Raw genomic sequence first — 13,908 nt, 5'->3', positions numbered from 1 at the left:
CATTCCTTCATGACGAGCAATTGGATTACGACACGCGCGTGGCTCCTGATGCTGCCACTTCTCATCGTCATGATTGCGATTATCGGCTGGCCGCTGGTCGATACCGTGCGCCTTTCCTTCACCGATGCCAAACTGGTCGGCACGGCTGGCAGCTTCGTTGGCCTCGACAACTATGTGAAAATGCTGTCCGGCTCGAATTTTCAGCGGACCCTCGTTACCACCACGCTGTTCGCCGTGCTTTCGGTCGCAGCCGAAATGGTGATCGGCGTTCTCGCCGCGCTGCTCCTGAACCAGCAGTTCTATGGCCGCTCCGTCTTGCGGGCGCTGATGATCCTGCCATGGGCCCTCCCCACGGTGGTCAATGCCACCCTGTGGCGGCTGATCTACAACCCGGAATATGGCGCGCTCAATGCCGCTCTCACGCAGATCGGCCTTCTCGACACCTATCGCTCATGGCTCGGCGAGCCCGGCACGGCGCTGACCGCCCTCATCGTTGCCGACTGCTGGAAGAATTTTCCGCTGGTGGCGCTGATCGCGCTCGCCGCGCTGCAGGCCGTGCCGCGCGATATCACCGCAGCGTCGATGGTGGACGGTGCCGGCGCCTGGTCCCGGTTCCGTTTCGTCATCATGCCCTATCTCGCCGGCCCGCTGATGGTAGCGCTGGTCCTGCGCACCATCGAAGCATTCAAGGTCTTTGACCTCATCTGGGTGATGACGCGCGGCGGCCCGGCCAACAGCACCCGCACGCTGTCCATCCTCGTATATCAGGAAGCCTTCTCGTTTCAGCGCGCAGGGTCCGGAGCGTCGCTTGCCCTGATCGTCACGCTTCTCGTCACCGTTCTTGCCGTCGCCTATGCCGCCTTGATCCGCAAAAGCGCAGGAGCCTCCTGATGGAACGCCGCAGCCTGACAGCCACGATTCTTGTCCATGCCGCAGCGCTCCTGCTGGCGGCGGTCATCCTTGCGCCGGTGGTCTGGCTGTTCATCATGAGCATTTCGTCGACCACCGACCTCATCACCAAGCCGCTGCGCTGGTGGCCCGAAACCATCGACCTCTCACGCTATGGCGTTCTCCTGTCGAGCGTTGCCAACAGCGCCGGGGAGGCATTCGTCGCCTCGCTTTTCAACAGTCTCAAAGTGGCGGGCATGGCAACAGCGGCGGCACTTGTTGTCGCCATACCCTCGGCCTGGGCGGTGTCGCGCACGCCAAGCGTCGGCTGGTCCCTCTATGCGGTCATCGCCACCTACATGCTGCCGCCGGTTGCTCTCGCCGTTCCACTCTATATAGCGCTGTCGGCCCTCGGTCTTCTCAACAATGTTTTCGGACTGGCCCTGGTGTATCTGACCATCCTTGCGCCCTTCACCACATGGCTGATGAAATCCGGCTTCGATTCCATTCCGCGCGAAATCGAAAGCGCCGCAACGGTCGATGGTGCGCGGCTTGACCAGATTCTGCGCCTGATCACCCTGCCATTGGCCGCACCGGTCATGGCAACGGCGGCGCTCTTTGCCTTCCTGCTCGCCTGGGATGAATTCTTCTATGCCCTGCTGTTCACCTCCGACCAGCGGGCCAAGACCCTCACCGTCGCCATCGCCGATCTTGCAGGCGGCCGGGTCTCCGATTACGGACTGATCGCCACAGCGGGTGTGCTGGCCGCCCTGCCGCCGCTGATCATCGGTCTGTTCATGCAGCGTGCCCTGATTTCGGGCCTGACCAATGGCGGCGTCAAGGGATGAGCATGACATCTGACCAGAACCGGCCCGCCGGCCTTGTGGCGATCGAAAAGGAAATGGCGCGGCAGAATGCCGATGCGATCGCTTCCTTCGAAGCGGCAAAGCCGCTTGCCGCGACAATCGCCCAGTCGTTGCGCAAGACCGGACGCCTCCTTCTGCTCGGCATGGGCGGCTCCCACGCGGTCAGCCGGGCCGTCGAGCCGCTCTATCGCAGCCTGGGGATTGATGCGGTGGCGCTGCCCCTGTCGGAACAGCTCGGGCAGCCGGTGCCGATAAGCGGCAAGACAGTGCTTGTAACGTCCCAGTCCGGTGAAAGCGCCGAAGTGCTGCGCTGGTTTGCCGAGGCGGGCGTGGCGCCCGATACGTTCGGCCTGACGCTCGAAGGCGGATCGACGCTGGCCCGCACCGTGCCCTCGCTCGTGGGTGCCGGCGGCACCGAAAACGCCTTTGCCGCCACCCGCAGCCTGACCGTCAGTTTTGCGCTGCATCTTGCTGTTTTGACAGCGCTGGGCGACGATCCCTCGGCAGCGCTCGAGCGCCTTCAACGCGGCAGCACAGCGCAGATTGATGCGGCCGTCAAAGCCCTCTCCGATGTTTCCTCGGTGGTTACATCGGGGCGCCGGCTGCAGGGCGTCGCCGAAGCCATTGCGCTCGGCCTCACCGAACTGTCGCGCATCCCCTGCTTCTCCCTGGAAGGCGGGCAACTGCGGCATGGGCCGATGGAAATGCTCGGGCCAAAGGTCGGTGTGGTGCTGTTCCGCGGCAAGGATGCCACCGCCGTGCTGGTTGCCGGAATGGCCGTGTCCGCGTGCGAAGCAGGCTCGCCCGTGGTGGTGTTCGACGCCTCGGGCGAAAAGCCGATTGATGGCGTTACCACCGTCAATGCCGGTGAAGCCGCCGGGATCGCCGCCATTTTCGCGCTGCTGCCCGCCGCGCAGCATTTCATGATCGCCTTTGCCGGTGAACTGGTCGCCGATGTCGGAACGCCCGTGCGCTCCACCAAGATTACGCGGAGCGAATAGGATCATGCGCCCGCTGGCCGTCATTGGAAACGTGAACGTGGACCTGATCCTCGGCCCCGCCGACCCCTGGCCGACGCCCGGCACCGAGATCATGGTCGATTACGACGAACTGCGTGTCGGCGGTTCGGCCGGCAATTCGGCGTTGACCTGGGAAGGGCTCGGCATCGACTTCCAGATCGCCGCCAATGTCGGCAGCGACCGGTTCGGCCAATGGCTGCGCGAGGAATTCGGCGTGCGCGGCCAGCGCTGGCCTGTCGCCCCGATGGGAACAACCCTATCCGTCGGTATTACCCATCCCAATGGCGAGCGCACGTTCTTCACGACGCGTGGCCATCTCGGCGCCTTGTCCTGGCCGGATGTGCTCGCCATACTGGACACGCACCGGCTGCGCGGCGGCTATGTCCTCCTGTGCGGTTCATTCCTGACCGATGCGCTGGTTGCGCACTATGACGCGCTGTTTGACTGGGCCGATGCCAACGATATCCGCGTCGCGCTCGATACCGGCTGGCCAGCCGACGGCTGGAGCGACGCCAACCGTGCGGCGACCCGCCGATGGCTGTCGCGCTGTCACTGCGCCCTGTTCAACGAGGTGGAAACAACACGGCTTGCCAACAGCATCGAGCCCGCAGACGCGGCGCGCACGCTGAAGGCGCTGATGCCGGAAAATGCCATCGTCGTGGTCAAATGCGGATCGGACGGTGCCCTGGCCATCGGTCCGGACAATCAGCTGGTGACGACCGATGCACCGATGGTGTCCGTTGCCGACACGATCGGCGCCGGCGATGTTTTCAATGCGGCCTTCCTGGCCGCCCTTGCCCGAGAAATGCCCCTGCAACACTGCATCGCCGCCGGTGTCCATGTGGCGTCCAAAGCCATCTCGACCGTACCCCGCCGCTATGACAGCCATGACCTCGACACCACGCCGGAGAATGCGCAATGAGCGCCCTTGAACTCATCGACATCAGGAAACGCTACGGCGTCATCGAAACCCTGAGAGGTATTGACCTGTCGCTTGCCAGCGGCGAGTTCCTGGTGCTGCTCGGCTCCTCCGGTTGCGGCAAGTCCACGCTCCTCAACATCATTGCGGGGCTGGCGGAAGCAACGGAAGGCGACGTGCGCATCGGCGACCGCTCCGTGACCGGCGTACATCCGAAGGACCGGGACATCGCCATGGTGTTCCAGTCCTACGCGCTCTATCCGAACATGTCGGTGGCGCGCAACATCGGCTTCGGGCTGGAAATGCGCAAGGTTCCGGCGGCCGAACGCACGGACGCCGTGCGCAAGACCGCAAAAATCCTGCAGATCGAAAACCTGCTTGAACGCAAGCCTTCCGAACTTTCCGGCGGCCAGCGCCAGCGCGTCGCCATCGGCCGGGCTCTGGTGCGCGATCCGCAAATTTTCCTGTTCGACGAGCCGCTGTCGAACCTCGATGCGAAACTGCGCATGGAAATGCGCACCGAACTGAAGCGCCTGCACCTAATGCTGGGGACGACGATTGTCTATGTCACCCATGACCAGATCGAAGCGATGACGCTGGCAACCCGCATCGCCGTGATGCGCGACGGCCAGATCGAGCAATTGGCAACGCCTGATGAGATCTACAACCGCCCGGCCACCCGTTATGTCGCCAGCTTCGTCGGCTCGCCGCCGATGAACATGCTGGAAGCCACTGTGGCCGAGGGTATCGCCCATATCGACGGATCGCTGAGCGGCTTTGCGCTTCCCGCCGATATCCGGGAAAAGGCCGGTCAGGCACGCGATGTCGTCATCGGCATCCGCCCCGAAAGCCTGAGCCTTGCTCCGGCGGGTGACGCAGCACTTGGCATCGATGCCATGGTCGAGGTGGTGGAGCTGACCGGCCCGGAACTGGTGGTCACATCGACCATCGGCAGCCAGCGCCTGACCGCCAGCCTGCCGCCGAAATCGGCAGTGACAGCCGGGATGGCCCAGCGCTTTGCCATCGATGCCGGTGCCCTGCACATTTTCGACAAGGCGACCGGTAGGCGGCTCTAGCCTTCCAGCAGATAGTCCGGCATGTCCTTCAGCCGGGCGATATCGCGCAGCGGCGGCTGGCCGAACAGGCGCGCATATTCGCGGCTGAACTGCGACGGACTGTCATAACCCACCGCATGGCCCGCCGTTGCCGCGTCCAGCGACTGGCTGAGGATCAGCCGCCGCGCTTCCTGCAGCCGCAGTTGCTTCTGGTATTGCAGCGGGCTCATCGACGTCACCGCCTTGAAATGCTGATGGAAGGAGGACGGGCTCATATTGGCTTCGGAGGCCACATGCTCGATGCGCAGCGTCTTGCGGAAATTGCGCTTGATCAGTCCGATGGCCTTGTTCACCTGATGCAGGCGGCTTTCCGACTGGGCGATCTGGCGCAGGCGGCCGGACTGTTCGCCCGTCAGGAGCCGGTAGAGCAGTTCACGCTCGGTCAGCGGCGCCAGCATGGAAATGTCCTTCGGCGTATCGAGAAGGCGGACAAGCCGCACGACATTGTCGAGCAGGTCCGACCCCATCGGATTGAGCGACATGCCGCGGTCGGGCAGCTGGTTGCTGAAACTTTCCTTCGGCGCTTCCAGCAGCAATGCACTGAGCATGGTGGGATCAAGGTCAAGGCGCAGCGACAGATAGGGCTCGTCTTCCGACGCTTCGATGACATGACCCACAATCGGCAGATCAACGGAAACGGTCAGATAGGTCGCCTTGTCGTAATAATACACCTCGTCACCCAGCATGGTGCGCTTGCGGCCCTGGGCGATCACACAGACCGCCGGTTCATGCACCACATGGTTCGGCTCGGTCGGTGCCGTGGCACGGGCGAGGTTCAGGCGCGGAATATCCGTCGAAAACAACCCATCGGCGCCCGTGTGCTTTTCGATCAATTGTGCAAGCTCGGTAATTTTGTCCACGGCAGCTCTCCTCGGGTAATGCCCACCCTATCTAGGTGTCATCACGCGCGCGAACCAGAGCCGAACCGCCAGCTTTGATCCGCTTTGGAGGATTGTGCAATCATCCGGCAGTTTTGGTCAATCGCGACGGCGCGCTCTACGCCGCCCTACCGCTTGCGATCTGGCGGATGAAATGGCCGGGCTCGACAGCGACGATGCGATCCTGCGGCACCGCTGACAACCGCCGGACTTCGTCGACATCGGCCGCCTTCAATTGCGCCTTCGGATCGTCGAACCGCATCTGCGGATCGGGCACCGCCGACAGGAGAAGCCGGGTGTAGGGATGCTGCGGGTTGTCGATGACCTTGTTGACATTGCCCCATTCGACGATCTGGCCGGCATACATGACGACAATGTCCTCGGCGACGTAGCGGGCAGTGGCGATGTCATGGGTGATATAAAGCAGCGCAAGCTTCATGTCCCGCTTCATCTCGTTGAGCAGGTTGAGCACGCCGAGACGCACCGACACATCGAGCATCGAGGTCGGCTCGTCCGCCACGATCACTTCGGCGCCGACCGCCAGCGTGCGGGCGATGTTGACGCGCTGGCGCTGTCCGCCCGACAGTTCATGCGGGTGTTTGCGCGCGACGATTTTCGGGTCGAGCTTGACCCGGGTCAGCAGTTCCTCAATGGCATCATCGAGCTGTTTTCCCTTGAGGTCACGCCGGTGCAGCTGCAGCGGGCGGCGCAGGTGATAGTCGATGGTATGGGCCGGATTGAGCGAGGAAAACGGATCCTGGAAGATCATCTGCACCGAGCGGCGATAGGCGGCGAGCGCCCTGGCGTTGTCGGTCGCGACAGGTTTGCCCTTGAACAGCAGCTGGCCTTCGCTTGGCATGTATTCCCGCATCACCAGCCGGGCGCAGGTGGTCTTGCCGCTGCCGGATTCACCGACAAGCGCAAGGGTCCGGCCGGCATGCAGCTCGAAGGAAACCGACTGCGCCGCATTCACCTTGAACGGCGCCGTGCCGAAGGACTTCGACACGCGGTCGAGCGCAAGGATAGCGGTTTGCGGATCGCTCATATCGATACCTTCTCCATCACCGGTTCTCCGTGCAGCGACGGGAAGGAAGCCCAGAGCTTTTTGGTGTAGTCGTGCTGTGGCGCGCCATAAATGTTTTCCGCGGTGTTCTGCTCCACGAGCCTGCCCGCCAGCATGATGCCGATGCGGTCGCAGAACTGCACCATCAGGCCCAGATCATGGGTGATGAACAGCACGGAAAAACCGAAGGTGCGGCGCAATTCGTTGATGCGCTGCAGGATTTCGCGCTGCACTACCACATCGAGCGCGGTGGTCGGCTCGTCCATCACGACGATCTTCGGATTGAGCGCAAGGCAGATGGCAATGACGATACGCTGGCGCATACCACCGGAAAACTGGTGCGGATAATCCTTCATCCGGTCCGGCGGAATATCGACAAGGCGCAGCATCTCCGCCGTCCGCTCGCGCGCCTGCACCCGGTTCATCTTCTGATGCGTGCGCAGCACGTCATAAAACTGTTCCTGGACGCGCAGCACGGGATTGAGCGAATTCATGGCGCTCTGGAACACCATGGCCACTTCGCGCCAGCGGAAATCCCGCAACTGTGCCGGGTTGAGATCAAGCACATCCCTGTCCTCGAGCAGTATCCGGCCGGAGCGGATCAATGCCGGCGGCTTGTGCAGACGGCTGATGGCAAAGGCGATGGTGCTCTTGCCGCAACCGGATTCTCCGGCAAGGCCGAAGACTTCCCCGCGGGCGACATCGAAGCTGACGTCGTCCACTGCGCGGAAATCCGTGCTATCGCCGATATAGTCGATGGTGAGGTTTTTCACCTGAAGCAGTGGTGCGGTCACAGGCGGCCCTCCCCGGAGCGGATCAGTGCCGACCAGCGGCTCATGCTGTTTCCCGTGCGAAGGCGCGGATTGGCGATCTCATCGACGGCAAAGTTCAGCAGCGACAGGCCGATCCCCAGCAGCGCGAGAGCAAAACACGGGGTCAGGATATCCCACCAGGCGCCGACGGACAGGGCTGACGCTTTTTGCGCGTTGTACAGCATCATGCCCCAGGACACCGTCTTGGGATCGCCAAGGCCAAGGAACTCCAGCGTTGCTTCCGTGATGATCGCAAAAATCACACTGCCGATGAAATTGATGCCGACGATGGAAATCAGATTGGGGAAGATTTCAAAGGTCATGATACGCCAGCGCGGCTCGCCCATCATTTCGGCCGATTTGACAAAATCCTTGTGCTTGACCGACAGGGTTTCGGCGCGGGTAACGCGCGCGCCCCAGGCCCAGGATGTGCAGCCGAGGATGATGGCAATGACCAGCGGGCTGGCCTGACCGATAAAGGAGGCAAGCACCAGCAGCAGCGGCAGGTTGGGCACCACCAGCACCATATTGGTGAAGAAGCTGATGACTTCATCCGTCTTGCCGCCGCGATACCCGGCAATGATGCCGAGCGCCGTGCCCAGCACCGTAATCAGGAGCCCGGCGCCGAAACCGACGGCAAGCGATGTCCGCGCCCCGTAGATCAACCGGGCAAAGACATCCTGGCCGATGCGTGTGGTGCCGAGCCAATGCTCGGCCGATGGCGGCTGGTGCGGCCGACCGACGCGCGCTGCCGGATTATACTCTGTCAGCAGCGGTGCCGCGAGGGCGATCAAGACGATGATCAGAAGAATGATCATGCCGACCAGGGCTTTGCGGTTGCGGACAAGTCCGGCGATGAGAGGTTGCATGGCTCATGTCCTCCGCAGGCGCGGATCGAGCAGCACATAGCTGATATCCACGATGAAATTGGCGACAAGCATGGCGATGGTCATGATCAGGAGCTGGCCCTGAATGACGGGATAGTCGCGGGCGAGAATGGCCTGATAGAGGATATTGCCGAGGCCGGGATAATTGAACACGACTTCGGTCACCAGTGAGCCGCCGAGCACGGTGCCGATGGCGATGGCAAGACTGCTGACCGTCGGCAGCAGTGCATTGCGCGCTGCATACCAGATCATCACCCGGCTGTCGGAAAGCCCCTTGGCCCGCCCCATGACGATATAATCCTCGCCAAGAAGATTGATCATGTTGTTGCGCATGGTGACGGCAAAACCACCGGTCAGCACCGTACACAGGGTCAGCATCGGCAGGATGCCGTGATAGAGCACGCTGAGGATATAGGTCAGGGAGAACGCGGGATCGAGCGCCGGATCGGCGGAATAGCCGGTCGGGAACCAGTTGAGCGTGAAGCCGAAGAAGAAAAGCACGATCAGCGACGTAACCACCGCCGGGACGGAGGTGGCAAAGATCGCGCCGACGGACACGACGACGTCGAAAACACTGCCGCGCCGCCAGGCGGCGAGAATGCCGAGAAAGGTCCCGAGCGTGAAACTGATCAGCGTAGCGGTTCCCATCAGCGCCACGGTCCAGATCAGGGCGTGGCCGAGAACCTCCGTCACCGGCAGCGGGAAATATTTGATCGACCGGCCGAGGTCGCCGGTAAAAATGCTCTTGAGATAGGTGAGGTATTGCTGCCAGAGCGGCCCATCGACAAAGCCAAAGGTCAGCTTCAGCGACGCGAGATTTTCCGCCGACAGTTCCGTGCCGGTGCTGGAAAACATGATCTGGATCGGATCCCCCGGCATCAGGCGCGGCAGGAAGAAATTGATCGTTGCAGCCGCAATGAAGGCAGCCAGATAGAATCCGAGGCGTCGAAGCAAAAAAGCCATATGCATCTCCCATCGCGGCGGGGACAGGTTTCACCCGTCCCCGCCTGTGCGATGCCTATTTGACCGGCTCAAGCGCCAGGAGGTGGATGAGACGCGCCGGGTTGTTGCGGGTGATCGACGGATTGACGAAGGGGTGCTCCTTTGTCGACCAGCCAGTGAACCGCTTGGTGTTGTACTGATACCAGTTCGGATTGTTGAACACCGGCATCATCGGCAGGTTTTCCGCAACAATGCGCTGGGCCTTGTTCATCACAGTCTTCTGTTCAGCCGGATCAGCGGTCCGCGTGAAATCCACCAGCAGCTTGTTAAGATCAGGATTGAACCAGCGCTGCGCGGTAAAGCGGGTCTTGCCCTTGTCCTGCTCGTTATAGGCACGCTGATAGGGATAGTAAGGCGAGGCCGCCGCCGGCAGGCTGTTGATGGCCATGTCGAAATTGCCATTGATCAGATTACCCGACCAGACGGCTTCTTCCGGCGTTGCGATCTTCACATCGAGCCCGGCCGCCTGCATGCCTTCGATGGCGATCTGCACCGTATCGATCCAGTCCGTCCAGGCGTTGGGCACGATCAGCGAGAACGACAGCTTGGTGCCATCGGGGTTGTCGCGGAAGCCGTCGCCGTCCTTGTCGACATAGCCCGCCTCATCGAGCAGGGCCTTGGCCGCGTCCGTGTCATATTTGCCGTATTTGCCGAAGTCGGTGAGCACAGACGGATCGGACCAGTTCTTGTACAGTTCGCCCATGCCCGAAGGATCGTCGTTCAGCGTGGGATAGCCGTAACCGGCTACGTCGATCATGCCCTTGCGGTCCAGCGCCATGCTGACCGCGCGGCGGAATTTCACGTCGTTGAAGGCCTTGCGGTTGTTGGCATTGGCCGTTTCCAGATTGAACAGGAAAGCAACCATGCTGCCCGGCGTGTACCAGTAGTGGAAGTTCTTCGGGTCCTTTGCCACATAGGTGTTCTCGATATCCGGCAGGAACGACACACCCCAATCAAGCGTACCATTGGCGGTTGCGGTCAGGATCTGGTTGTTATCGGCCAATTGCGGGAAGCGCATGCAGTCGATCTTGAGGTCCTTGGCATCCCAGTAGTTTGGATTGCGGCACTGGTCGTAGGTCTGGCCGGTGAACCGGGCAATCTCGGTCATCGGGCCGCTGCCGACCGGATTCTCGTTGGCGAAAGTCACCGGATCGGCAATGTCCTTCCAGACATGTTCCGGAATGATCGGAACCTGCACCAGCTGGTCGGCGGCCAGCGAGCTTGGATTGACCAGCGTGAACCGAACGGTCTGCGCATCGACAACCTCGACGCCGCTGATGAATTTCCAGATGCTGACGAAATCCAGCGCCGGGAACTTCTGCAGATAGTCATAGGTGAATTTGACGTCGGCCGAGGTCAGCGGCTTACCATCCGACCATTTCATGTCCGGCCGCAGCTTGAACTCGATGCTCTTCAGATCGTCCGCCAGCTTGAAACTTTCGGCGAGGCGATAGTTCGGCTTGTTGTTATCGAAGCGGTTGAAGACGACGAGCGGCTCATAAATGAAATCAAGCGTGCTCTGACGGGCCGACGTCTGGTTGAACGGATTGAAATTGCGCACCCAGGTGGTGGCCGGCTCGATGTTGACGGTCAGCACCGTCTGCGCCATGGCAGGCGCAGACAGGAGCATCATTGCAGAAGCTGCTGCAAACAGACGGTTTCTCGACATGCGTATTCCCCTGTTTTTATTGATTAAAGACGATCAGCTGACCAGTGCACCTGCAAACATGTCTTCCACTTCCGCATGCACCGCCTTGACATCGACTTTCAGCGATCCAAGCCGGGCATTGGCGGCGGCGATGCGGCGGGCGGCGTCTGCGGTCAGCGGGCGGGATGCCTTCGCCGCCGCTTCGCTGTCCGCGAGGTCGCCATGGCTGTGCAGCGCAATATCGAAGCCCGCGTCGAGAACCTGCGCGACGCGTTCCGGCATGGTGCCAGTCAGAGAATTCATGAAAATGCAGTCGGAAATGAGCACGCCGTCATACCCCAGGTCCTTGCGGATGACATCCAGCATGACGGGAGAGACGGAAGCGGGCTGCTCCTTGTCATAGGCCGAATAGACCACGTGCGCCACCATCGCCCAGGGCGTATCCTTGAGATCGATGAAGGGCCTGAAATCCGTGGCAAGGAGGGTTTCCTTGCTCGCATCGACGACCGGCCGCTCCTTGTGGGAATCCAGCGTGGCGCGGCCGTGGCCCGGGATGTGCTTCATGACCGGCATGTTGCCCGTCTCCAGCAAACCATCGATGACCTCGCGGCCGAGCAGCGTCACGAGTTCCGGATCAGCCCCGAACGACCGGGCGCCGATGACGTCGCTTGTGGTATCGAACACCAGATCGAGTACCGGCGAGCAGCCGCTGGACAGTCCAAGCTCGGTCATCATGGTGCCCATGGCACGGGAAGAGAGCCGCAGCGCCTTTCGCGCCAGCTCAAGATCATGCCGTGCGAGGCGGGCAAACTCGCCAAAACTGCGGAACAGCGGCCACGGACCGGCGTCGAGATGCTGAACGCGGCCGCCCTCCTGGTCGGTGAAGACCGGCGCATCGGCACGCCCGACAGCCTCGCGGAAACTTTCGATCAATGCCTTGACCTGCTCGGGCTCGCGCTGGTTGCGGCGGCCGACAAAGAGGCCGAGCGGGTTGGTCTCGCGAAACAGCGCGATCTCATCGGGTGACAGAACCGGGTTGGGAATGCCGACGAACAAGGCGAGAGGCAATTGGCTGGACACTGTATTCACTCCATGGGAACTGTGATGGGGGGATAGGCTTCAGGTTCGCTTGGCGCGCAACATGCCCTGATAGATGCCTTTGTTTTCGGACGGGATTTCGATGGCGCCGGCGGCCTTCACGTAGAAGTCCACCGGTCCGGCATCACCGATGAACGCATAGGCATGGCCGAGCGTTTTCATGGTTTGCAAGGCGGCTGAAAAGAGGGCAAGGCCGAAACCCTTTCCCTGCTTGTCGGGATGGACGCCTGTCGGGCCGAAAAAGCCGCGCGCTATCGCGTCGTAGCAGGCAAATCCTGCAAGCGCGCCATCCTCGATGGCGATGAGACAGGCCGAGGGCTGGCGGGTGATGGCAACCGTGACTTCGCTGGCCCAATTGGCACTGAAATGTTCGCGGACCCAGTCCGTGACCAGTTGCGCCTCGGGCGCAAGCACCGGACGGATGGTCACAGCAACGCCGTCAGCCTTGGTCTTCAGTTCGGCCAGCTTGTCGGTGTACAAGCTTACAAGTAAATCAGACACCGCTGCTCCTCATCCAAATAATTCCATTGTAATGGAATATATCCCCTTTTAATGTAATAGAGTTGGATTTTTGCGCGCGCTTGTCAACTGTTTTTCGGGGCGGCATCTCTCCCGCGCGCCCGCTGTCCACCCGATTCCTGCAACTTCCGGGTTTGCGCGATCCCGTTTATCCGCAGGACGGAACCTCCCCGCATCGCCGACGGGACGTCAATGGCCTTGAATGGGCGTTTCGATTCGCACGAGGTCGCCCGTCATTTTCCGGTCGGGCGGGAAACGACATAAATGGCGCAGGCGATGAAGAACAACATGACGACACCGCCGAGAAGCGGCGTCGGCCGGGCAAAATACCAGAAGGAGCCATAGCCGAACGCCATGCCGCCGCAGGCGATCCATTTCACCCGGAGCGGAATGGCGCCATGGTGCTGCCACTGCACCAGGGTCGGGCCGAAGACCGGGTGTTCCAGCAGCCATTTCTCGAAACGCGGCGAAGAACGGCCGAAACACCAGGCGGCGATGATCAGGAAAATGGTGGTGGGCATGACCGGAAGGAGCGCGCCGATAAAGCCGAGCGCCACCATCACCCAGCCAAGCGCGAAGTAAAACGCGCGTCGCGTTCCGTTCATCCTGCCCGCTCCTTCGCTAGCCCCTGGCGATACGAGAAGCGGTTTATCCGGTGGCGATGCGCTTGTCAGCCGGCAACCGCATCAACCCCATTGCTTCAGAGACCAAAATGCCCCTTCAGGCCGGGAACCGACGCAACGATCTTGTCGACCAGCTGCGGATCGGCGGATTGCTTGGCATGGGCGATCACGGCGGTACCCGCCTGCTGAATCTGCTCCACCGTCAAGCCGCTGGCCTTGAGCGCCGCCATGCCATTGACAAGCGCGCCGACTTTTTCACCCGCAGCGCCGCTGAGAAAACCGGTTATGCTCGAGATGAGCCCGCCCGACTGATTGCCAGCAGCCATGACGTCGAAACTCTGCGCCAACTGGGCCGCGCCCGGCATCTTGGCAAAGAGGCTGGCTGCCTGTTCCGGAGCTTCATGCTGGAGCACGGACAGCACGGTTCCTGCCGCCTTTTCCGCTGCCTGCGGATCGAGATTGGCTTGGGTGGCTATGGTGTTCACCAGATCCTGGATCGGCATGGCATTCTCCTGTTTGCGAGCGCAGAGCCGGATATTATACCGCCTCTGTGAGCGTTGGATGACGCCAG

General features: G+C 61.6%; 15 protein-coding genes. 5 read left to right on the top strand and 10 right to left on the bottom strand.

The features are described 5' to 3' along the window. The first annotated feature begins 9 nt into the window (after positions 1-9). The 5 genes from AC1Q5O_RS16925 to AC1Q5O_RS16905 are packed head-to-tail and all read left to right on the top strand — an operon-like array spanning position 10 to position 4,768. Positions 10-891, top strand: coding sequence for a carbohydrate ABC transporter permease (locus AC1Q5O_RS16925; protein ID WP_464664817.1), 882 nt, complete (start codon positions 10-12; stop codon positions 889-891). Continuing rightward, complete coding sequence (locus AC1Q5O_RS16920) at positions 891-1,736, top strand: carbohydrate ABC transporter permease (RefSeq protein WP_492564473.1); 846 nt, start codon at positions 891-893, stop codon at positions 1,734-1,736. Before AC1Q5O_RS16925 ends, AC1Q5O_RS16920 begins: the two co-directional genes overlap by 1 nt. Further along, the gene (locus AC1Q5O_RS16915; RefSeq protein ID WP_492564471.1) at positions 1,733-2,755 is read left to right on the top strand and encodes an SIS domain-containing protein; all 1,023 of its coding nucleotides are present in this window, start codon (positions 1,733-1,735) and stop codon (positions 2,753-2,755) included. The genes AC1Q5O_RS16920 and AC1Q5O_RS16915 overlap by 4 nt, the downstream gene beginning before the upstream one ends. 4 nt (positions 2,756-2,759) lie before the next feature. Beyond that, positions 2,760-3,695 (top strand): PfkB family carbohydrate kinase, encoded by a 936-nt coding sequence (locus AC1Q5O_RS16910; protein WP_492564469.1) that lies wholly within the window; start codon positions 2,760-2,762, stop codon positions 3,693-3,695. Continuing rightward, a complete protein-coding gene (locus AC1Q5O_RS16905; protein ID WP_492564467.1) occupies positions 3,692-4,768 on the top strand; it encodes an ABC transporter ATP-binding protein in 1,077 nt (358 codons plus the stop codon). Before AC1Q5O_RS16910 ends, AC1Q5O_RS16905 begins: the two co-directional genes overlap by 4 nt. Here AC1Q5O_RS16905 and AC1Q5O_RS16900 read toward each other — a convergent pair. The 10 genes from AC1Q5O_RS16900 to AC1Q5O_RS16855 all read right to left on the bottom strand — a co-directional run bounded on the left by AC1Q5O_RS16900 (position 4,765) and on the right by AC1Q5O_RS16855 (position 13,840). After that, on the bottom strand, positions 4,765-5,667 hold the full coding sequence (locus AC1Q5O_RS16900) for an AraC family transcriptional regulator (protein WP_492564464.1): 903 nt from the start codon (positions 5,665-5,667) through the stop codon (positions 4,765-4,767). The genes AC1Q5O_RS16905 and AC1Q5O_RS16900 overlap by 4 nt on opposite strands. Before the next feature lie 136 nt (positions 5,668-5,803). After that, complete coding sequence (locus AC1Q5O_RS16895; protein ID WP_492564462.1) at positions 5,804-6,730, bottom strand: ABC transporter ATP-binding protein; 927 nt, start codon at positions 6,728-6,730, stop codon at positions 5,804-5,806. After that, a complete protein-coding gene (locus tag AC1Q5O_RS16890; protein WP_492564460.1) occupies positions 6,727-7,542 on the bottom strand; it encodes an ABC transporter ATP-binding protein in 816 nt (271 codons plus the stop codon). The genes AC1Q5O_RS16895 and AC1Q5O_RS16890 overlap by 4 nt, the downstream gene beginning before the upstream one ends. Beyond that, positions 7,539-8,417 (bottom strand): ABC transporter permease, encoded by an 879-nt coding sequence (locus tag AC1Q5O_RS16885; protein ID WP_492564789.1) that lies wholly within the window; start codon positions 8,415-8,417, stop codon positions 7,539-7,541. The genes AC1Q5O_RS16890 and AC1Q5O_RS16885 overlap by 4 nt, the downstream gene beginning before the upstream one ends. 15 nt (positions 8,418-8,432) lie before the next feature. Beyond that, the gene (locus AC1Q5O_RS16880) at positions 8,433-9,410 is read right to left on the bottom strand and encodes an ABC transporter permease (protein WP_105733352.1); all 978 of its coding nucleotides are present in this window, start codon (positions 9,408-9,410) and stop codon (positions 8,433-8,435) included. Positions 9,411-9,465: 55 nt separating this feature from the next. Continuing rightward, entirely contained in the window at positions 9,466-11,118 is a 1,653-nt protein-coding gene (locus tag AC1Q5O_RS16875; protein ID WP_492564457.1) for an ABC transporter substrate-binding protein, read from the bottom strand. 33 nt (positions 11,119-11,151) lie between these two features. Continuing rightward, on the bottom strand, positions 11,152-12,177 hold the full coding sequence (locus AC1Q5O_RS16870; protein WP_492564455.1) for a glycoside hydrolase family 3 N-terminal domain-containing protein: 1,026 nt from the start codon (positions 12,175-12,177) through the stop codon (positions 11,152-11,154). 39 nt (positions 12,178-12,216) lie between these two features. After that, complete coding sequence (locus AC1Q5O_RS16865) at positions 12,217-12,696, bottom strand: GNAT family N-acetyltransferase (RefSeq protein WP_346307991.1); 480 nt, start codon at positions 12,694-12,696, stop codon at positions 12,217-12,219. A 251-nt stretch (positions 12,697-12,947) separates the two neighbouring features. Next, on the bottom strand, positions 12,948-13,319 hold the full coding sequence (locus tag AC1Q5O_RS16860) for a YbaN family protein (protein ID WP_492564453.1): 372 nt from the start codon (positions 13,317-13,319) through the stop codon (positions 12,948-12,950). A gap of 95 nt (positions 13,320-13,414) precedes the next feature. Beyond that, on the bottom strand, positions 13,415-13,840 hold the full coding sequence (locus tag AC1Q5O_RS16855) for a hypothetical protein (protein ID WP_223614728.1): 426 nt from the start codon (positions 13,838-13,840) through the stop codon (positions 13,415-13,417). Positions 13,841-13,908 lie beyond the last annotated feature (68 nt).

Source organism: Phyllobacterium sp. MT110, from assembly GCF_058792715.1.
This window is presented reverse-complemented; position numbering and strand designations above follow the sequence as displayed.

Bases quoted from the DNA above. Each gene is read 5' to 3' on its own strand.
- AC1Q5O_RS16925 (WP_464664817.1), top strand. From the start codon at position 10: ATGACGAGCAATTGGATTACGACACGCGCGTGGCTCCTGATGCTGCCA.
- AC1Q5O_RS16855 (WP_223614728.1), bottom strand. From the start codon at position 13,840: ATGCCGATCCAGGATCTGGTGAACACCATAGCCACCCAAGCCAATCTC.
- AC1Q5O_RS16910 (WP_492564469.1), top strand. From the start codon at position 2,760: ATGCGCCCGCTGGCCGTCATTGGAAACGTGAACGTGGACCTGATCCTC.
- AC1Q5O_RS16920 (WP_492564473.1), top strand. From the start codon at position 891: ATGGAACGCCGCAGCCTGACAGCCACGATTCTTGTCCATGCCGCAGCG.
- AC1Q5O_RS16905 (WP_492564467.1), top strand. From the start codon at position 3,692: ATGAGCGCCCTTGAACTCATCGACATCAGGAAACGCTACGGCGTCATC.
- AC1Q5O_RS16875 (WP_492564457.1), bottom strand. From the start codon at position 11,118: ATGTCGAGAAACCGTCTGTTTGCAGCAGCTTCTGCAATGATGCTCCTG.
- AC1Q5O_RS16860 (WP_492564453.1), bottom strand. From the start codon at position 13,319: ATGAACGGAACGCGACGCGCGTTTTACTTCGCGCTTGGCTGGGTGATG.
- AC1Q5O_RS16915 (WP_492564471.1), top strand. From the start codon at position 1,733: ATGAGCATGACATCTGACCAGAACCGGCCCGCCGGCCTTGTGGCGATC.
- AC1Q5O_RS16880 (WP_105733352.1), bottom strand. From the start codon at position 9,410: ATGGCTTTTTTGCTTCGACGCCTCGGATTCTATCTGGCTGCCTTCATT.
- AC1Q5O_RS16895 (WP_492564462.1), bottom strand. From the start codon at position 6,730: ATGAGCGATCCGCAAACCGCTATCCTTGCGCTCGACCGCGTGTCGAAG.